Genomic DNA, 20,423 nt, shown 5'->3' with positions numbered 1-20,423 from the left:
AATCAATGCTGCACTTCTTCAATTACAGTAGGATTCAAGGAAGTTCTGCGGCTTAAAGCTCCAGTCCATAAAGACAATACCACGCATGAGATGATAAAGATAATCCCTAAGTAAGCTGTAAACTTCTTTAAGACATCTGCTGTAGATGTACCAAATAAAGAATCTCCAGGGTCCCCTCCAAAAGAAGCTCCTAAACCTAAACTTTTGCTTTCTTGTACTAATACCACAAGACATAAAACAGCGCAGAGCAGGATAAATAAAAAAATTACAAGGTAAAAAACAAAAGTCATAAATTTCCTTTAAAAATTAACAATCTGGGCAAATGAGATCACATCTAAAGAAGCTCCTCCAACAAGCGCTCCATCAATGTCAGGCTCTGCCATTAAACTCGATATGTTTTCTGGTTTTACCGATCCACCATACAATATGGCTAAATCATCGGCTACTCCTCTTCCCATCGAGTCTTTAATATAATTACGAATAAACCCATGCACATCTTGTGCTTCATCCTTAGTTGCTGTTTTACCGCTGCCAATAGCCCAAACAGGTTCATAGGCAATCACAATCTGCTTTACTTCCTCTTCATTTAAGGTCATTAGACACTCTTCAAGCTGGGTTCCCAAAGTAACCTCTACTAGTCCCCCTTCTCTTTCGTGAAGCGTCTCTCCCACACATAAAATAGGCGTTAACTTCTCTTTAAGAGCAGCTTTAAGCTTGCGGTTAATCAATAGATTGCTTTCTTGAAAGTACTCTCTTCGCTCTGAATGACCAATAATGCAAAACCGAGCTCCACACTCCTTGATCATCTTTGACGAAACCTCTCCTGTAAAAGCACCCTCTATTTGATCATGGATATTTTGAGAACCGATCACAATAGAGCTATTACCAGCAGCCTCTATAGATGCTGGAATCGCAGGATAAGAAGGTGCTATAAAAATGCGCCTTTTTGAAGATACAATCAAAGGGATCAAACTATTGATAAAGCTTTTTGCCTCTTTAACAGACTTATACATCTTCCAATTTGCAACAATAAGGGGTACGCGCGACATAAGGCCTAAACCAACTTAAGATTTTAATAGCTGTGATTTTAATCGATTTTAGAACTGAAGGCAAGTCTAAAGAGCAGAATCATTTAACCTCAATCTTAATTTAAGATATATCACTTTACTTATCATAAGTAAAGTGTAAATTTTAATTAATCTTTATGATCTAAAATAAAAACCTTTTTGTAAAAAATTAATTTAATTAATGATAATATTTTAAGTTAAATTGAATATTATTTCAAACTAATGATATAATCATTGCATTATCTGAATCTAAAAAAAGGGATTTGTATGATTTTTAAAACAAATTTTTTTTCCAATATGGCAGGACCATCGCTATTAGCAAGTAACCCATTAGGAATGGTTCACCCATGCACTACAAATAAAGTAAGTGATTTTTCGAGAGGATTTTTCTCTAATATATTTTCCAATCTTTCTAAGATAATGGGATTTAAATCTTTTAGCTCCCGAATACCTAAAAACCTCATGGACCAATTTCAAAGAAGTGCAGATTTTTATAAGCGATTCCCTCAATTACGCCCTACATTTAATGATTCTGGATCAATCTATAATCTGGTAAAGCTGATAAAGCCTATTGCGCAATTCTAGACCCGTTTTCAAGTCTACTTACTAAGGCTAGGGCTTTTTTTAAAAAACCCTTTTTCTTATAAAACCTCCTATGCTTTTCTATATAATTAATTTAAATAAATTTTTAATATTTATAACTAAATGACAATTTTTTATTAAAATAATTAAATTGACTTTAATTAGATTAATTTATATAATTTTTATTCTTAAAATTTAAAAAGGATAAAGTATGACTTTTATATTACAAAATATGACTTCTAGAGTACAAAAAGAAATTGTCTTTAATTCATATTGCCGTGAAATGGCAAAAAATAATGTGTCATTGGCACGTAGCTACATAAAAAGCGTTTTAACAGGTGTCTTTACCCATCCTGTTAATAGCAGATCTATAACTCTTGCTTTAAAAGATAGATGCCTAAACTTCATTAAAACACCTCTTTTACTACTAAGAGCTTCTCTATTATGTTTACCAGCAACAAATAGAGTGACTCAATTGGGTTTGCGCCTTTTATCTCCACAACTAACTGCTGATTTTGTAAAACTCTCTCCTTTTTGCTTTACAAAGGCTGAATTAAAAATTAGATATAATAGCAATACAATTAGTGAATTTGCAATTGCACGCCTTACATATGCAGCAGAAGAACTCTTAGAAAAAAATATTCAAGCAAACAACGAATTCAATCCAGAAATATTTACTAATAAGCATTTGCTTGATGCATATATTAAACTATCTCCTCCTTTATCTATTGATTTTATAAACTCTCCTAAGTTCGAAGAAAAAGAAGCAAAAGCCAGATATAGCGAAGTAACACGTCGTGAATTTGTAGAAAGCCTTATTGAAGAGAAAATCTCAGAAAAAATCGACTGTAAACTACAAATTACAAAAGAAGATCTTGCTTTATCGAATGAAGAACAAACTGCTATTGCTAAGCTTGGATTTACAACTGAAGACTATTTTAATATTTCCTTAAGGTTTTTACCTCCTAAGTCACCTATTATTTGCATAAATTCATCTTCTCCTGAAAAAGAAGTAAACATAGGATACAACCAAGAGCTAATTACTGAATTAAAAAATCATATTCAAAATGAAAAACCAACTAAAGAAAATATTACTGCTAATTGCAAAAAATTTGGAATTTGCGATGAAGAAAACATTAAAGAAATTCATAAATCTATAGTAATACCATATATTCAAAGCCAACTAGAAGATCAGAAATCAAAGAAAGAACCAGAACTTAAACTTAGCTGCTTTACAAAGCTTGGCCTTTCTACTAATGAAGAAATACAACCAATCATTCAAGCGCTAAAAAACAATGAAGTCTCCTTCAAGGAACATAAATCTTTATTTTTTCATTCTCTTAAGTCTTCTTAAATAAAGATAAGATGTAAATTTTTAAAAAGGCATCTTTCCGATGCCTTTTTCTCCTCTCTTTTTTAAGACTCTTTTAGAGAATTGATCCATTGTTGTATTCTTCAAGCTATGGAAGAGATCTTTACCGTTTCTACACTTACCTCTGCTATTAAACACACTTTAGAATTAAAGTTTTTCTGTGTGTGCATTAAGGGCGAGATTAGCAACTTTAAGGCTCAATCCTCTGGGCATTTGTATTTTACTCTGAAGGATTCAGAAGCACAAATCTCTTGTGTTTTGTTTCGCTCTAACGCTAAAGCTTTAACTCGTTCTCCCCAAAATGGGGATCAGGTGATCCTTCAAGGGGAGCTGAGCGTATACCCTCCTAGAGGTAATTATCAGATTATCGCTCGTAGTTTAAGCTATATGGGGGTGGGAGAGCTTCTGGTAAAATGGCATCAGCTGAAAACTAAGTTAGAGCAGATGGGTTTTTTTGAGAGAGAGAAGAAAAAACCTCTACCTAAATACCCTAAGAGGGTTGGAGTTGTTACTTCTGCAACAGGTGCTGTTATCCAAGATATTTTACAAATACTCAAAAGAAGAGCTCCTGGTTTATCTATCTTGTTAAATCCTGTTACGGTGCAGGGAGAGATGGCTGCAAAAGAGATTGCTCAAGCTATTGAAGACTTTAATAGATATGAGTTAGCAGATGTGCTTATTGTGGGCAGAGGCGGTGGTAGTTTAGAGGATCTATGGGCATTTAATGAAGAGATCGTAGCTTGCGCTATTTATCATTCTAAGATTCCGATTATTTCTGCAGTTGGTCACGAAACAGATACCTGTATTGCTGATTTTGTAGCGGATCAAAGAGCCCCTACTCCATCTGCAGCAGCAGAACTTGTAACAGTTGAGAGCGCTCAACAAATTACCTATCTTCATACATCTTATACACAATTAAAGAATGCAATAACTAGCCATCTTAGTCGTCATGCGGAGAAGGTAGGCTTTGCTTCCAATCATCCTTTTATTAAAAACCCTCATGCTTTGTTGGAACCTCATTTTCAACGTGTAGATAATTATGCAATAGATGTGAATCGTTCTTTTATGCAAACCATTCAAAAAAAAGAATGGCAACTTTCTTTATTGACAACAAAGCTACACCACTTAAAACCTAGTTATCAATTACAGGAAATAAAACAAAAAATAGAAACTATAGAAAGTCTGATTCAACAAGCTATTTTACATAAACTCTATGAGTATAGAAGTAAATTATCTCCCTTTTCTTGGCATAAAAAAATAGATTTAATGCAAAATCAGTTAGTTTATGAAAAAAAATCCTCTCTTGCTAAAGTAATTGCTCTATTACAAGCTGCTGATCCTAAATATTTATTGACAAAAGGATATGGCATTCTCTTTCACGAAAAAAACGATTCGGTTATTCTCTCTACAAAGGAAGTAATTCCTAATCAACAAGTCCGCCTAATGCTACAAGATGGGCAATTGGGCTTAACTATAAACACTATTAAAGCTCTATGAAAGATACTTCATTTGAAAGTTCCTATTTGCGTTTAGAAGAAATTTTAGAACAGATGAATTCTAAAAAAGTTTCTCTAGAAGAGTCTCTAGCTCTTTATAAGGAAGCTGATTGTTTAATTAACTCTTGTAATGAAAAACTAAAAAAAGCAGAGCAAGAAGTAGAAGTGTTGATTAAAAACCGAGAAGGCAGTCTAGTGATAGATCCAGAGGGAAAACCAGAAACAGCTCCTTTTTTACACGCTAGTGAGCATTCATGAGCTATCCGCTGCTGAGTCAAATCTCCTCTCCTGAACAAATTAAACATTTTTCTCTAGACTCTCTTAAGTTATTGGCCACAGAAATCAGACAAAAAATCATTGATGTGATGGCCATTAATGGAGGACATCTAGCGTCTAATCTAGGAATTGTTGAACTCACGATTGCTCTACATTATGTGTTTGATTCCCCCAGCGATAAATTTGTTTTTGATGTAAGTCACCAATCCTATCCTCACAAGCTTTTAACTGGACGCTATCACAGATTTGGTCAGATTCGTAAGTTTAAAGGTCTGTGCGGTTTTTGCAATCCTAAAGAATCTAAGCACGATCACTTTTATGCAGGTCATGCAGGCACTGCTCTATCTCTTGGCTTAGGTGTTGCAAAAAATCGCGATGCAAACAAACGTAAAGAGCATGTTCTTCCTATAATAGGCGATGCTACTCTTACCTGTGGTCTTACATTAGAAGCCCTTAATAATATACCCAGAGATTTAAAAGATTTCATCGTGGTCTTAAATGATAATGAAATGTCGATCTCAGAGAACGTGGGGGCAATGAAGTATATTTTAAGCAGATTTTTTAATCATCCTCGTTCTAACAAGATCTATAATGAACTAGAGTCTTTGCTATCTAAATTTCCTGGTTTAGGCACGCAACTTGCCAAGCAAGGACATAAACTTAAAGAGTCTTTAAAAAACCTCTTTAGCACAGCTCCTTTTTTTGAACAGTTTCATCTTGATTATGTGGGCCCTGTCGATGGGCATGATATTAGTAAGCTCATCTCGGTTTTTGAAGCGCTTAAAAATAATCCACATCCTGTTTTACTACATATATTAACAGTAAAAGGCCAAGGTATGCAAACCGCTACTTTAAATCCTGTTTCTTGGCATGGCTGTAAACCCTTTGATAAAGAGACTCAGAAGTTTTTAGCTACACCTTCTCAAGTAAGTTTTCCTCAAGTATTTGGAAAACATATCCTTGAAATGGCTAAAAACGATCCAAGTTTAATTGCAGTAACCCCTGCTATGCCAGCTGGCTCTTGTTTACAAGAGTTCATGAAAGCCTTCCCTGAAAGATGTCTAGATGTAGGTATTGCAGAAGGACACGCTGTTACTTTTTGCGGAGGGATTGCTTATGGCAAAAAAATGAAAGTTGTTTGTTCCATCTATGCTACTTTTTTGCAAAGAGCTTTTGATAACCTGTTTCACGATGTTTGCCTCCAAGAGCTTCCTGTTGTATTTGCTATTGATAGAGCTGGTATTTCAGGGCCAGATGGATCCACTCATCATGGTATCTACGACATCTCCTTTCTCAACGCTATGCCTAACATGGTGATTTGCCAACCTCGTAATGCTCAGCTATTAAAAGAATTGCTCGAAAGTGCTTTTTCTTGGGGCCTACCAACAGCTATACGCTATCCAAATATGGCAACAGAAGAGGGAAATGCTGTTTTAAAGACCCGTCCTCTTGGAATTGGCGAAATAGTAGTTACTGGTAGTAAATTAGCAATTATTGCAGTAGGACATATGTGTTATACCGCTATAAAGGTGCGCGAGATCCTTTTACCTTATGGAATTGATGCAACTATAGTTGATCCTATTTTTTTAAAGCCACTCGATCAAGATCTCTTATACTCCATTTTAACTAAACACGCTTACATTGTTACCTTAGAAGAGCATAGTATGAGCGGGGGGTTTGCTTCTATCTTTAATCAATTTATTGTACGCAATAAGTTCTATCAATCACAGGTACTCAATCTAGGAATTCCTGAAGCGTTTATTGAACAAGGAAGTTATCAAGATTTGATGCAAAGCTTAAATCTATCCCCTAAAGCAATTGCAGAACAAATTAAAAAAGAATTCTTTTCTTTTTCAGAACAATTAAACCCTTCCTTCATATGATTATCGCTCTTTTTCCAAATATCCATAAGCCGTTCTCCAAAGATCTAGCCATCGATATTAGAGAGTTCTTGAACAGTCAGAATATCACTGTGGTTGCAGAAGATGAAAAAGCGCAAGTTATCGGCGCCATTCCTTTTTCAGAAATAGATCCGACAACGATCTCATTTATGATTTCCATGGGTGGCGATGGCAGCATTTTAAAGCTGGTGCATAAATATGCACATCTTGATATTCCCGTCTTAGGGATTAACTTAGGGCATTTAGGGTTTATGGCAGATGTGCCGATTTCAGATCTTTATCCTAGCCTGCAAGATTTGATTAAGGGCTCTTTCCAAGTACATAAGCGAGTGGTCATTGAAGGAAAATCAGCAAGTCAAAATGAGTGCTTTGCAGTCAATGACATTGTTGTACATCGAGGAAGCAATCGCTGTTTGGTAAAAATCGCTATTCATATAGATGGAGTGTACTTAAATACTTTTGAAGCCGATGGGATCATTATAGCTACCCCCAATGGATCTACAGCTTATTCTTTATCAGCAGGAGGCCCTATCATTAGCCCTGATTTAGAAGCTCTGGTTTTAACCCCTATCTGTCCTCATACCATTTCCAATTGTCCTATTGTTCTTCCAGCCAATCAAAAGATTCAAATAGAATACTTAAGCAATTATGACCCTATTGAAATACATGCAGATGGTCTCAATTACTATGAATTAAAAAAATCAGAAATCTTTGAAATTACAAGAAGCAAAAAAAACTTCAAGTTGGTAAGTCTTCCAAGACGAGATTACTTCTCTACATTGCGCACTAAGCTTGGATGGTCAGGAAAGCTTCGTTAGTTATTCTTACCCAAGCAAAAGGAATAGATGTATAAAAGCAGCTTATTATACAATGTATGTATCGGCAACAGATAAGGTTGAGGTACTTAAAACATGGTAATTTTCAAATATTTAGATCCAAAAAACGATATAGCCTTTAAGAAAATATTCGGTACAGAAAAAAACAAAGACATTCTACTTCATTTCTTAAATGATATCCTCGGATTTTCTGGAGATCAAAGCATTGTAGATATCGAGTTCTTATCTCCCATTCTCGCTCCTAAAATTGCTGTCAAAAAACAGAGCATTGTTGATGTTTTATGCAAAGACAAGCTGGGAGTAAAATACATCATTGAAATGCAAGTGACAAAAACCAGAGGCTTTGAAAAGCGCGCTCAATATTACGCATCTCAAGTGTATGGCAATCAAGCAAATATTGGAGATGAGTATCATGCGCTCAAAGAAATCATCTTCATAGCTATAGCTGATTGCATTATTTTTCCTAACAAAGCTCATTACAAATCAGACCACGTCATACTCGATAAAGCAACACATGAGCATGATTTAAAAGACTTCTACTTTACCTTTATCGAACTGCCTAAATTTACTAAAAGCAAAGAGGAACTATCCTCCATAGAAGAAAAGTGGTGTTACTTTTTCAAACACGCTCACGAAACCACTGAAGAAGAATTACAGGAGATTATAGGCAACGATGCCATTATCCAAAAAGCCTATACCGCGCTCGACCAGCATTATTGGACAGAGAATGAGCTTGCTACTTATGAAGAGTTAAAGCGTATTCATATGGATAATAAGGCTGCTAGGGCACAGGAAATTTATGAAGCTGAAGTCAATGCTAAAAATGCTAAAGCTGAGGGTAAGGCTGAGGGTAAGATTGAAGGCGAAGCTATAGGCATTAAAAAAGGTAAAATTGAGCTAGTAAAACGTCTATTGCAGAATGGAGTTGGAATGGATGTGATTGCTCTATCAGCTGACTTATCTAAAGAACAAATAGAAGATTTAAAGAAATATATCTTGAAAGAACCTTCCGCAGTCAATTTCTAATCGGACTTTAAGGGAAATCGAGAGATCAGATAGAGCGGATAATTGTAGATATTACCGTCATGTTTTACATTCATGGTAGTAGCTCGAATAAGCTTAGAAGGTGCGTATTTTTGATTGTAGACAAGAAGGCTCTTTTTCTTCTGACTTGCGCCTGCTTTTACTTCAAGAGGATAAATCCCATGATCTTCTTCGATTAAGAAATCCACCTCTGCTGTGCCTTCACTTGTCCAGTAGTAAGGCTCTTTATATTTGGTTGCAATCAATTCTTGAGCCACATAATTCTCTGTAAGAGCTCCCTTAAATTCCGTAAACAAAAGATCACCACCGATAACAGTTTGAGGAGAAAGATTGCTTTGAGCACCAAGCAGTCCAACATCTGCTAAAAATATCTTAAAAATATTATTATCGGCATAAGCGCTAAGAGGAAATTTTGGAGACTCCACTAGATAGCTTTTGTGGATAAGCCCTGCATCTAAAAGCCATTGAATGGCTTCTTCATAATCTCTACCTCGGGCACTTTTTCGAATTGCTGCAAAAATGAACTTTTTATTTTCTTTAGCCAGTTGACGATGAATTTGTTTCCAGATTGTTGTGATTTTCATAATTTCATGAGGTGGTGCATGCTTAGCGAAATCCCTTTCATAGGCGTTTAAGATTTCCTCTTGAATTTCTCTGACAACATTCAACTTTTCTGTTTTTGCATATTCAGCAACCGCTTCCGGCATTCCTCCAATAAAGAAGTAAAGTTTCAGTAGTTGGATTAATTTTTCATGCATGGGATTTGGAATCGGCTCATAGATAGAATACTCCTCTAGAAAATTCCTTGTTTTTTCTTGGCCTAAAGCAGCAAGGAATTCGAAAAAAGTTAAAGGGTACATGCGGAGAAAATTAACCTTTCCCACAGGAAAGCCCTTTCCTCCTGCTGTCTTCACACCTAAAAGTGAGCCTGCAGCAACAACATGGTATTCATTTGCTTCTTCACAAAAATACTTCAAGCTATTGAGCGCTTTTGGACATTCTTGGATTTCATCTAAGATTAAAAGAGTGCTATGAGGCTCGATCTCTGTTTCTGTATGGATACTTAAGATTTTTATAAGTTGCTTTGGGTCTAGAGTCCCCTCAAAATATTGACCTAATCTTTCATCCTTTTCAAAATTCAGATAGGCCGTGTTCTTGTAAGAAGTTCTGCCAAAATGCTTTAAGGAGTGAGTTTTTCCTACTTGCCTAGCTCCATTTAGCACTAACGGTTTGCGACGAACTGATTGCCTCCACTCTTCAAGCAGCTTATAAATATCTCTTTCCATATCTTTAATATGAAAAAATTTCCCATTAAAAGCAAATATTCCTTTATAAAAAGTGGGTATCTTACACGTTTTTCGAAGGAAAAGAGTGATTATATTCAAATTTACAAGTGAAAATATTTGAAAATAAAAACCTTAAGAGCTCAAGCCTTGGTTTATTGCATTTTTATCTTTTCGACATTCCAACCCTTGTCTCTCAGTAAAGCCACAACTCCTTTCTTTCCTTCTTCTTTTGTTCCCCACAAGTGACCTGTTCCAATTAAAATAAAGAGAGAGTCTTGCTTTTGTAAAAAAGCATCTATTTTATTTGCCATTTCAATATTCCTATCCCAAAATATGTTTTTTTGTAGAGATGCTTCTTTGTCTGTAATAAGAAAGGGTTTTAGGATGCTTTTTTCCCCAGCTTTATATCCTTCTAAGACCTTTTTTAGATGGGCTCTTGCAGAAAAAACATCTGTTAGATCAGCTTCTGATAAATCCAATGTCTGTATTTCTTTACCTCTAAGCGCTAACGATCTAATGACAATATTCATAAAATCTTTCTTGTTTTCCGAAGATAGTATCTCTTTCTCGAGCAACTCTTCTTGGAATGCAAAAGTTTCTAATTGATCAATCTTTTTCTTGTCTCTCTTAGCCATCCTAAGAATTTTACACTCAGTAGCCTCGTATAGGTGCCCTTTGAGAATTGAATCCCGCATATCGGGTAAATCTAAGAGGTTTAGTTCTACAATGACGGTAGCAGCTTTTTCAAAGGCATCTTTCATAGATTGATGGAGTTCATACTCAGGATTCACAGCAATATGAATACTTCCTGCTAAATGACCTCTCTGCTTTCCTGTACTATCTAAAATATGATAAATAAATCCTTTATAAATAGGTTTTTGTTCTTTATTTATGAAAATTTTATCGATAGGATGAAGCGTTAAATAGGATAACTTATTAATGATTCTAGAGATTTCAACCTTTTTGCCATCAAGTGGATTATTATCCAGATTTAAAGTTTCTAAAAATTGTAAGTCACCCACTTCTTTAGGTATTTCACTAAGTAGGTTATCACTAAGATTTAGGTCTTGCAAAAATAATAAATTACCAATTTCCGGAGGCAATTTTTCAAGTTTGTTGTAGGCAAGATATAGGTGAGTTAGTTTCTGTAGTTTACCAATTTCCGGAGGTAAATATGTAATTTTATTTGCGCTAAGATATAGCTTTTTTAATGATTGCAGCGAAGTAATCTCTAAGGGTATACTTATAAAATTGTTCTTAATAAGATTAAGAGAAGTAATTTTGTGAATTATATCAAAATCAAAAATTTTTTTAGATAATGAATCTAAACCATTCGCATTTAGATTTAGATCTTCTTTATTACCTTTAAAAAAATCATCCATAACATTTTTAGTTAATCTATCATCTCCTACCCATTCATCCAATATAGATTGGAGACTTTCTCCTTTATTGCTAATAAACTTTATTGTCATATAAAACCATTTTTATAATTAATGTTATTTAATTATACAATGATTTAGTTATAAATAATAAGTATAAATTATTATATAATTATGTAAAACTATTAAGTATTTAAACATTATAGGCCAGGGCCAACGCATGAAGATTTTGCTTGATAATTGAGAGATAAAAAATGACCTGGTCCTTTTTCATAAGGAGTATAAAATGGAAGGATTCATTCATTCTTCATCGATTATGATGCATTTTTCGATTTTACCAGACCCAAAAGAAAGGCATGCAATCAACTATCATGTCATAAAGATGATTTATTAGCTCTGGTGGGTGCAAAGAAAATTCTTCATGCGTAAGCCCTGCATTATAGGCTTACAAATGAATCTAATTTAAAATTCATCATAAAATCTGGCCAAAGATTTAAAAGACTAAAGCTGTGCTAATTGTAATAACATATTCTCTATGACAACAGATAACTTAATATTGCGCTGCAGTGCTGTTTGAGCCTGTATAAACGCTTCTAGCACTTGCTCTAAAGAAGGCAGGGGCTCTTTAGCTTTTTTGGCTAATAACTGCATATGATTGCTGTGGTAAAATCCAGGCGCTTGATGATTAAATGCATGCAGATCTCTATACCACTCTAGAATCTCTTCTAGAATGATTTCTGCATTTGTGTCTTCTAGTAGAGTATCTAGAGCCACCATGAGCTGGATAAATGAGCTATAGTCTTGAGGAAGGCTTAAGTTAAAGAGCTTCATTAAAAATAGCTGCAGCTTTTCTGATTTTGCCTCTTGCAGCCATTGGGCTTTGGCTAAAGAGCCTTGAGATCTATCCGCTATGTTTCTGGATTCCTCTTTTGTTAGAGTTGTATGCTCTTGTAGAAAGGAAGTAATTAAATCAGAGGAAATAGGAAAAAACCGCACTTTATAGCAACGTGAGGTAACTGTTTCAAGCAGTTTTTCTATCTGATCGGTTAACAAAATAAAATAGGTATCAGAACTTATCTCTTCTAATGTTTTTAAAAGAGCATTGCTACAAATAGTAGAGAGCTTATCGGCTTCATGAATGATAAATACTTTAAGAGCTGCTTCAAAAGGTGGCAGAGAAACCATTTGTAATAAAGAACGCATTTGTTCAATTGAATACACTCCACTTTTCCCTTCAGGATATAATAGAGTGAGATCGGGATGGATTTGTTTTCGGACTTTTTCGATATGGGAGATTCCCATTAGTCCTTCTGCCACTTCTTTTGCTAGAATGCTTTTGCCGACTCCATTTTGCCCGTGAAACAAAAGGGTATGCGGAAGGGTTTGATTAGATAGCATACGCATAATGATCTGCGCTACTGCTTGATTACCGATGAGTTTCGAGGAAGTCATCAAGATGCCGTTTTGCTATTTCAAATACTTCACTTGGATCTAACGAAGCGTCTAATACTACGAATCGTTTGGGATCCTTTTCTATAAGGACATGGAACGCTTGCCTAATCTTTCTGTGAAATGCGATATCTTCTGCTTCAATGCGATCTCTACCTTTCATCCGATCTACGCGCTTTAGAGCTAACTCTGGGTCTAAATCCAAATAAAAGGTTAAATGAACAGGCACATGGAATGAAGCAAATGCACAGAGCTCTTCAATCTGTCTTTCTTCTTGGTGCCTACCAGCTGCTTGGTAGGCAATAGTAGAATCGTTAAAACGATCGCATAAAACAATTTTTTTCTGTTTTAAAGCAGGAAGAATCAATTCATTTACATGTTGAGAGCGATCTGCTAAAAAGAGAAATAACTCACAAGCGCAAGACATTTTATCTTGATGCCGATTCAATAAAATTTCTCGAATTAGCTGCCCGATTTCAGTACCACCTGGAGCACGGGTCTTAATTACATCTTGTCTACTATTTTTCAAGTATTGGTAGAGAGCATCGATAAGAGTTGTTTTACCTACACCCTCTCCTCCTTCAAAAGTAATTAGATGCCCTTTATGTTGCATCTATTTTGAAACCTCGCTGGCCGCCTCTTCAATATGTTCAATTTTTTGGATAGCTACTAGGTGATCTTGTCCATGTAAATTAACCAGGCGAACCCCTTGAGTAGAGCGTCCCATTACTCGTACATCTTGCATGTTAATGCGCAAGGTTTGACCTGTATTTGACATCATCACTACGCTATCTTGATCAGTAACAGATACAGCTCCAATTACAGGACCGTTACGATCACTTGTAATAATAGAGCGTACTCCCACTCCTCCACGGTTGGTTTGCCTAAAATCATTGACTTTGGAACGCTTTCCAAAACCTTTGGAGCAAACAACGAGCAGGTTTTGATCGCCAGAAACAGCCTCACAAGAAACAACAGCATCTTCTTTATTACGTAAAAGAGCGCCTCTAACTCCTCGTGCTACACGACCCATTGCACGTACCTGGGTTTGATCAAAACGAACAGCCATTCCATTTTTTGTAAATAGCATGATCTGCTCTCCTTCTTTTGTTAAACGAGCTGCAATTACTTCATCTCCTTCATCAATATTGATCGCATAAACCCCTTTACGGCGAGGAGAGCTAAAAGCGGTAAGCTCTGTTTTCTTTACAACCCCTTGCTTTGTTGCTAAAAAGATATAATGATCTTCTTCAAATTTCTTTACCTTTAAGACAGTAGCAATTTTTTCAGAAGGACGTATGTCTTCTAGAAGATTGACTAAGGGCTTTCCTTTAGACCTTCTTCCTGCTTCTGGAATTTCCCATGCCTTTAGCCAATAGCATCTGCCAAAGTTGGTAAAAATCAATAGATAGTCATGCGTAGAGGCAACATAGACATCTTTTAAAACATCATTTTCTTTTTTCATCTCCATGCCAATTACACCTTGACCTCCACGGCGTTGCTCGCGGAAGGTATCTATGGGCATGCGTTTGATATAGTCATCTTCTGAAATGGTAATAATCACTGGCAAATCAGGGATGAGATCTTCAATATTGAACTCCCCTTCTGCTGCAATAATTTTTGTTTTTCGATCGGAATTATGATGTTTTTTAAGCTCTGAAAGCTCTTCTTTAATAATTCCTCGCACCAGTGTTTCATTAGCTAATACAGCAAGAAAGTGAGAAATTTTATCCAGCAATTGGTTATATTCAGATTCAATTTTTTCTCTTTCTAAACCGGTTAATTGGTATAAACGCAATTCTAAAACAGCAGATGCTTGTCTTTCGCTTAACTCATAATCAGTCATTAATTGACGCTTAGCAGCTTCTTTACTGTCAGAGGAGCGAATCAATTTAACTATCGCATCTAAATTATCTAAGGCTTTCAGATAACCTTCTAAAAGGTGAGCACGAGCTTGTGCTTTTGCAAGCTCAAATCTGGTACGGCGACGAACAACGTCAATTCGGTGCTCAACCCAAGCAGCAATAAACTGCTTGATATTCATCGTTCTTGGTAGCCCTTTGTCAAGAGCTAACATGTTACAACCAAAAGTTACCTGTAAATCGGTAAATTTATACAACTGATTTATCGTAACATCGGGAATCTCAGCACGTTTGAGTTCTAAGACAATCCGCATTCCATCTTTATCTGACTCATCGCGTAAATCGCTAATCCCAGTAATGGTCTTCGAATTTACAAGATCAGCAATTTTTAGAATTAAATCTGATTTGCTTATATTATAAGGAATTTCATCGATAACAAGCTTTTGTTTGTCAGATTCACCATCTTCAATGTGAATGACTCCTCGTAGAGTAATTTTCCCACGACCTGTATGGTAAGCTTCTTTAATTCCTCGATAACCGCAAATGATTCCACCAGTCGGGAAATCCGGCGCAGGCATTACCGTCATAATTTCTTCAATTGTCGTTTGCGGTTCATCAATGACTAATAGAGTAGCTGTGATTAATTCAGCTAAATTATGCGGTGGAATATTAGTCGCCATTCCCACTGCAATTCCAGAAGATCCGTTAGCTAGTAGATTAGGAAACTTAGCAGGAAATACAGTCGGTTCTACTCTAGTTTCATCGTAGTTAGGAATTAGATCGACCGTGTCTTTATCCAAATCCTCCATTAAAGCTGTGGAAGCATGGGTAAGACGCGCTTCTGTATAACGCATAGCAGCTGGAGGATCACCATCTACTGAACCAAAATTTCCCTGCCCATCGATTAAACGATAGCGCATAGACCAACTCTGCGCCATACGAACAAGAGTGGGATAGATTACTTGTTCTCCATGAGGATGGTAATCCCCAGAGGTGTCCCCTGCAATTTTAGCACATTTACGATGTTTAGAAGTAGGGCTTAAAGATAACTGCCTCATTGCGTACAAAATACGTCTTTGAGAAGGCTTTAACCCATCGCGTACATCGGGAAGCGCCCTAGCAATAATCACCGACATCGAATAGCGAATATAGCTCTCTTTAACCTCTTCTTCAATATTGCGGGAAATAACAATTTCATCTTTAGTATAGGACATGGATGGTTAACTCTCCTTAGATATCCAAATTCTTAACTGATAGGGCATGTTGCTCAATAAACCTGCGTCTAGGAGGAACTTCTTCTCCCATAAGCATAGTAAATGTATGATCAGCTGCAATAGCATCGGGAAGTGTTACATGAAGAAGAGTGCGCTTTTGAGGATCCATTGTCGTATCACAAAGCTGATCTGCATTCATTTCCCCTAATCCTTTATACCGTTGGATTTCGATTCCTTTACGTCCATTCTGTCGTAAAAAATCAATTCCTTCTTTCAAAGTATACATAGGATGGTATTTGCCCTCTTCATCGATAATATCAAATAACTTACCGTCAGCAATAACATATTGATCAAGTGTAAAATTAAACTGTGAAAGGCGCGTCTTCAAAGAATCAATAGTCTTCTTTTCATATAGCTCTACAAAAGGCATTCCTTTGACACGAAATGTTTGCATTTCCACCGTTTGCTCTTCAATAGGGATAGAGGCTAGCGTTTCAGCATGTTTAGATCTTTGCAGAGTCTCATGTGATAGTTTTACTTCTACAAATTCCTCTTCTGAGTAAATCAACTTCTCTTCCTCTCCTAATTTTACCTGGAAACGAGGAAGTCTACCTGTTTCATCTTTAGCTTGTAAAAATTCACGAAAAGGAATGCTTTTTTTCTCAATAGAGAGGATAAATACCTCTACATCCCGAATGAGTTTTACCAAATCTTCAAGCAGCTCTTTAGATAGTGTATCGCTATGGCCTACTAACTGGATTTGAATATCGCCAAGACCTAGTTTTAACAGGTACTCATCCATATCTTTTTCACTGTGAATATATCGGCTCGTTTTTTTGCGTGTAACTTTAAATAAAGGAGGTTGTGCGATATACACAAAACCATTTTCGATTAAAGCTGGCATGTGGCGATAGAAAAAGGTTAGCAATAGAGTACGAATGTGAGAACCGTCAACATCAGCATCCGTCATAATGATAATCTTATGATAGCGCAATTTTTCCAGATTAAAATTACCTTGTCCAATTCCACAACCAAATGCTGCAATCATTGCACCTACTTCTTGATTCTGCAAAACTTTTTCCAAACGTGCTTTTTCCACATTAAGGATTTTTCCACGAATGGGAAGAATGGCTTGGAATCTACGATCGCGGCCTGTTTTTGCTGATCCTCCTGCTGAATCCCCTTCTACAATAAACAGTTCACAAAGCGCGGGATCTCTTTCTTGGCAATCGGTTAATTTTCCAGGCAGCCTTGCTGTATCTAATGCGCTTTTGCGCAGGGTTAATTCCCTTGCCCTTCGAGCAGCATCTCTAGCTTGAGCTGCAAGAATAGCTTTTTCTACAATCATGCGAGCAATGACTGGATTCTCTTCTAAAAATACCGCCAAGTGCTCCCCTGTAATCTGTTGCACAAGCGAGCCTACTTCATTGTTGCCTAGCTTTTGTTTGGTTTGTCCTTCAAATTGAGGATTGGGTACCTTTACAGATAAAACAGCAGTGAGCCCCTCTCTCATATCATCGCCCTGGACCGTCATCTTATCGCTTTTCAACAGATTATGAGTCTTAATATATTGGTTTAAAACACGTGTTAAAGCTGTAGAAAATCCACTAACATGTGTTCCTCCCATACGCGTTGATATATTATTTACATAGGAATACACATTCTCTGAATAGGTGGTATTCCATTGCATGGCAACTTCAAAGTCTACCATTCCATCTACACCCTCTTTTGATCCATAGATGTAAATCGGTTTTGGGAAAATAGGCGTTTTATTTTCATTCAAGTATTCTACAAAAGATTTAACTCCCCCTTCATAACAAAAAACCAGCTCTTGCGAATCTGCTTGTCTTTCATCACGAAAACGAATGGTTAACCCTTTGTTTAAAAAAGCTAACTCACGAAAGCGCTTTAATAGTAAATCATGGTCGAAGACCAATACGGTAAAAATGGTTGCATCAGGTTTAAAAGTGACCTTTGTACCGTGTTCTTTGCTCTCCCCTATCTGCTTGAGAGGGTGAACCACCTTGCCTTTGGAAAATTGAATGAAATAAACCTTGCCATTTTGACGCACCTCAACATCACATATCTCAGATAAAGCATTGACACAAGAAACCCCTACTCCATGAAGTCCACCTGAAACCTTATAGGTATTTTTATCAAACTTACCACCTGCATGCAAAATGGTCATAACTACTTCAATTGCAGAAACGTCCCGACCCTGTTTTTTTGATTCTTGAGCATGACGTCCAACAGGAATTCCTCTTCCATTATCTTGAACTGTTACGGAATTATCCTTATGAATGAAAATAGAAATTTCACTGCAATGACCAGCTAAAGCCTCATCAACGCTATTATCTACTACTTCGTAAACAAGCTGATGCAACCCATTGGTTTGTGTATCACCGACATACATGCTGGGACGCTCTCTTACCGCTTGCAATCCTTCTAGGACGGTAATGGAACTAGCATCATATTGTTCTTCTTTGGTCATTGTGGTCATACCTTATCTCAATTATAGTTAACCGATACGAAAATGAATTGTTTTTATATCAATAGAGGGAAATTTTTTACGCAACATTTGCAGTAAACGTTTTTTTTCATGTTGGGCAAGTAAGCTATATAAAGTAGAATTACTAACCTTTACCATTAAAATCCCTTTTTCAAAGCCTATTGCTTGAGCCATAACAGCAAGATCCTTCCCGATAATTTCCTGCCATGCCGACAGAATTAAATCTGGCCGATCTTTTTGCATGGCAGCAATCCGCTCAAGCATTTTAGGCAAAAGGTTTACAAGCAACTTATTTGTTAAACGGCTATCTTTTCTCATCTAATCTTATAACGCTTGGACATTCATATAATCCTATAGTAGCAGACTATATTAGAGTCCTGGCAAAATGGCAATATCAAAAAAATAATGAACTTAAACCAATGGCTATTAAAAAATAAATAGACATGGATAAAAAATCATTTAGAGCTGTAACAATAGGCCCTGATGCTACAGCAGGATCTATTCCGATCCGCGCAAAAAATAAAGGAGAAAATACACCTAAAGCAGTACTTCCAATACAAGCCCCCATTAATCCTATACCAACCATAATTCCAACAGCCACAGGAGTAAACCCAGATCCAGAAACTCCTACAAAATCAAGCGCATATACAGAAACCCCACATAGCAATCCAAAAGTTGTACCAGCAGTTATTCCGATAAGCAATTCTTTTAAGATAGCTTCTGTACGATTGGTCACTGAAATTAATCCAATTGCCATACTTCTTACAAGGATTGTACTACATTGAATACCTATGTTACCAGACATACCTGTAATCAAAGGCACAAAAAACATCACAAAGGTTAAAATCCCTCCATCATATCTTTGAAAAGAGGACATTACCCCCACGTTGATTAAACCGGCACAGAGAGTTACAATTAGCCAAGGAGCTCGGGATAAAAATCTTTTTATAAAAGGTTCGTGTTCACTAAATTTTTCCGCAGTACCTGCCATATTTGCAATTGTTTCATCAGCAATATCGGCTATAGCATCAAGGACATCTTCATTAGTAATCACACCGACTAATCGATTATTGCTATCTACAACTGTTAAGGCAGTGCTTTTATATCTTTCAACAATTTCCACCACTTCTTCACGGGAGGCATCGGCTGTTACTTTGTGTAAAACAGGACGCATAACTTGTTTAAGCGGTAGATGCGGTGCATTTACAATCAAATTTCTTGCAGGGACATATCCCTGCAATACTCCCTCTTGATTAACAATAAAAATTTGCCTTGTTAAATCAATCCCTGGATTATCTCTAATATAAGATGCAGCTTCTTCTACTTTCACATCCATTGTAAAAGAAAAAAATTCATTTGTCATTAAACGTCCAGCCGTATTGCGCTGGTGTTTCTTAATCTCTCGAATCTTTGCAGCTTTTGCGGGTTCTAAGATTTCCATCACTCGTCTAAAACGCCTTTCAGGAATATCCTCTAAGATCTCGACCCCTTCATCAGGAGCCATTTCTTCTAAAACATTCTTTATTTCTTCATCGCTGATATGATGTAATACAGCAGATCTTGTGCTACTATCTGTATTAATCAAAAAAGCAATTTTGTCATTGCTATTGGATAAGTTCTCGTAAATCACAGGTCTGGCACGTGGGGGAAGTTCTGAAGCAGCATAAGCTAGGTCAATAGCAGAATGTTCTGCCACTATTTTTATAATATCATGAACAACAACTGTAGAGGTTTGTTTGTGAAAAGCAAGCTCAAGCTTTTTTCGTAGAACATCGTGTAAATGGGAAGTTTTAGATTCTGTTAAGCCATTAGAGTCTTTTTGCTCTTCGGTTAGCAAAACCATCTTATCTTTTTCAGAGGTAATTGACACAAGGTCACCTCCCTTTTAATTTAAAGAGTAAATAGAGGCTTTATTTATAAAGCGCGCAAAGAAAAATTTGTTTTAAACAAAAATGCAACAAATTCACGCAAAGTATACTTTGCAAACTAATATTTTTTCAATGAAAAAACATTCTTTTTCAAAAAAGATTCAAAAAAATACTACTATTGTTTTATGAAAATTCTATTTTTTATTTTGATTTAGAGTAGATGCTTCTTCTTTCTTCTTAAAATAATCCAGAAAACATGAGTCCCGGTTTGACCCGGGACTC

The 20,423-nt window shown here is 36.3% G+C and carries 17 protein-coding genes; 7 read left to right on the top strand and 10 right to left on the bottom strand.

Going from position 1 to position 20,423, the window contains the following annotated elements:
- Positions 1-2: 2 nt before the first annotated feature.
- Together secG and tpiA are read right to left on the bottom strand one after the other, a co-directional pair.
- The gene (gene secG / locus RHTP_RS00730) at positions 3-290 is read right to left on the bottom strand and encodes a preprotein translocase subunit SecG (protein ID WP_138106135.1); all 288 of its coding nucleotides are present in this window, start codon (positions 288-290) and stop codon (positions 3-5) included.
- Between the two features lie 9 nt (positions 291-299).
- A complete protein-coding gene (gene tpiA / locus RHTP_RS00725) occupies positions 300-1,049 on the bottom strand; it encodes a triose-phosphate isomerase (RefSeq protein WP_138106134.1) in 750 nt (249 codons plus the stop codon).
- Between the two features lie 285 nt (positions 1,050-1,334).
- On the opposite strand from tpiA, the gene RHTP_RS00720 reads away from it, so the two are divergent.
- The 7 genes from RHTP_RS00720 to RHTP_RS00690 all read left to right on the top strand — a co-directional run bounded on the left by RHTP_RS00720 (position 1,335) and on the right by RHTP_RS00690 (position 8,556).
- A complete protein-coding gene (locus tag RHTP_RS00720; RefSeq protein ID WP_138106133.1) occupies positions 1,335-1,652 on the top strand; it encodes a hypothetical protein in 318 nt (105 codons plus the stop codon).
- A 208-nt stretch (positions 1,653-1,860) separates the two neighbouring features.
- Positions 1,861-3,003, top strand: a complete 1,143-nt coding sequence (locus tag RHTP_RS00715; RefSeq protein ID WP_138106132.1) for a hypothetical protein — start codon at positions 1,861-1,863, stop codon at positions 3,001-3,003.
- Between the two features lie 81 nt (positions 3,004-3,084).
- Entirely contained in the window at positions 3,085-4,518 is a 1,434-nt protein-coding gene (xseA, locus tag RHTP_RS00710) for an exodeoxyribonuclease VII large subunit (protein WP_244609504.1), read from the top strand.
- Positions 4,515-4,775 carry an exodeoxyribonuclease VII small subunit gene (xseB, locus tag RHTP_RS00705; protein WP_138106131.1) on the top strand — a complete coding sequence of 87 codons (261 nt, stop codon included), beginning with the start codon at positions 4,515-4,517 and terminating at the stop codon, positions 4,773-4,775. Before xseA ends, xseB begins: the two co-directional genes overlap by 4 nt.
- Positions 4,772-6,676 carry a 1-deoxy-D-xylulose-5-phosphate synthase gene (locus RHTP_RS00700; RefSeq protein WP_138106130.1) on the top strand — a complete coding sequence of 635 codons (1,905 nt, stop codon included), beginning with the start codon at positions 4,772-4,774 and terminating at the stop codon, positions 6,674-6,676. The genes xseB and RHTP_RS00700 overlap by 4 nt, the downstream gene beginning before the upstream one ends.
- Positions 6,677-6,744: 68 nt before the next feature.
- Positions 6,745-7,512 (top strand): NAD(+)/NADH kinase, encoded by a 768-nt coding sequence (locus tag RHTP_RS00695; RefSeq protein ID WP_244609503.1) that lies wholly within the window; start codon positions 6,745-6,747, stop codon positions 7,510-7,512.
- A 93-nt stretch (positions 7,513-7,605) separates the two neighbouring features.
- Positions 7,606-8,556, top strand: coding sequence for an Rpn family recombination-promoting nuclease/putative transposase (locus RHTP_RS00690; RefSeq protein ID WP_138106128.1), 951 nt, complete (start codon positions 7,606-7,608; stop codon positions 8,554-8,556).
- On the opposite strand, the gene RHTP_RS00685 is transcribed toward RHTP_RS00690, so the two are convergent.
- The 8 genes from RHTP_RS00685 to mgtE all read right to left on the bottom strand — a co-directional run bounded on the left by RHTP_RS00685 (position 8,553) and on the right by mgtE (position 20,116).
- Positions 8,553-9,860 carry an ATP-binding protein gene (locus tag RHTP_RS00685; protein WP_138106127.1) on the bottom strand — a complete coding sequence of 436 codons (1,308 nt, stop codon included), beginning with the start codon at positions 9,858-9,860 and terminating at the stop codon, positions 8,553-8,555. The two genes, RHTP_RS00690 and RHTP_RS00685, sit on opposite strands and share 4 nt — an antisense overlap.
- A gap of 152 nt (positions 9,861-10,012) precedes the next feature.
- Positions 10,013-11,332, bottom strand: a complete 1,320-nt coding sequence (locus RHTP_RS00680) for a TraB/GumN family protein (RefSeq protein WP_138106126.1) — start codon at positions 11,330-11,332, stop codon at positions 10,013-10,015.
- Between the two features lie 408 nt (positions 11,333-11,740).
- Positions 11,741-12,691 carry a DNA polymerase III subunit gene (locus RHTP_RS00675; RefSeq protein WP_138106125.1) on the bottom strand — a complete coding sequence of 317 codons (951 nt, stop codon included), beginning with the start codon at positions 12,689-12,691 and terminating at the stop codon, positions 11,741-11,743.
- Entirely contained in the window at positions 12,666-13,301 is a 636-nt protein-coding gene (tmk, locus tag RHTP_RS00670) for a dTMP kinase (protein ID WP_138106124.1), read from the bottom strand. Before tmk ends, RHTP_RS00675 begins: the two co-directional genes overlap by 26 nt.
- On the bottom strand, positions 13,302-15,764 hold the full coding sequence (gene gyrA / locus RHTP_RS00665; protein WP_138106123.1) for a DNA topoisomerase (ATP-hydrolyzing) subunit A: 2,463 nt from the start codon (positions 15,762-15,764) through the stop codon (positions 13,302-13,304). It abuts the gene before it with no gap.
- 16 nt (positions 15,765-15,780) lie between these two features.
- The gene (gene gyrB / locus RHTP_RS00660; protein WP_305781717.1) at positions 15,781-18,264 is read right to left on the bottom strand and encodes a DNA topoisomerase (ATP-hydrolyzing) subunit B; all 2,484 of its coding nucleotides are present in this window, start codon (positions 18,262-18,264) and stop codon (positions 15,781-15,783) included.
- An 18-nt stretch (positions 18,265-18,282) separates the two neighbouring features.
- Positions 18,283-18,591 (bottom strand): DciA family protein, encoded by a 309-nt coding sequence (locus tag RHTP_RS00655; RefSeq protein WP_138106122.1) that lies wholly within the window; start codon positions 18,589-18,591, stop codon positions 18,283-18,285.
- A gap of 76 nt (positions 18,592-18,667) precedes the next feature.
- Positions 18,668-20,116 (bottom strand): magnesium transporter, encoded by a 1,449-nt coding sequence (gene mgtE, locus RHTP_RS00650; RefSeq protein WP_138106200.1) that lies wholly within the window; start codon positions 20,114-20,116, stop codon positions 18,668-18,670.
- Positions 20,117-20,423: the final 307 nt, after the last annotated feature.

The sequence above is a fragment of the Candidatus Rhabdochlamydia sp. T3358 genome (assembly GCF_901000775.1).
Taxonomy (GTDB): Bacteria; Chlamydiota; Chlamydiia; order Chlamydiales; family Rhabdochlamydiaceae; genus Rhabdochlamydia.
This window is presented reverse-complemented; position numbering and strand designations above follow the sequence as displayed.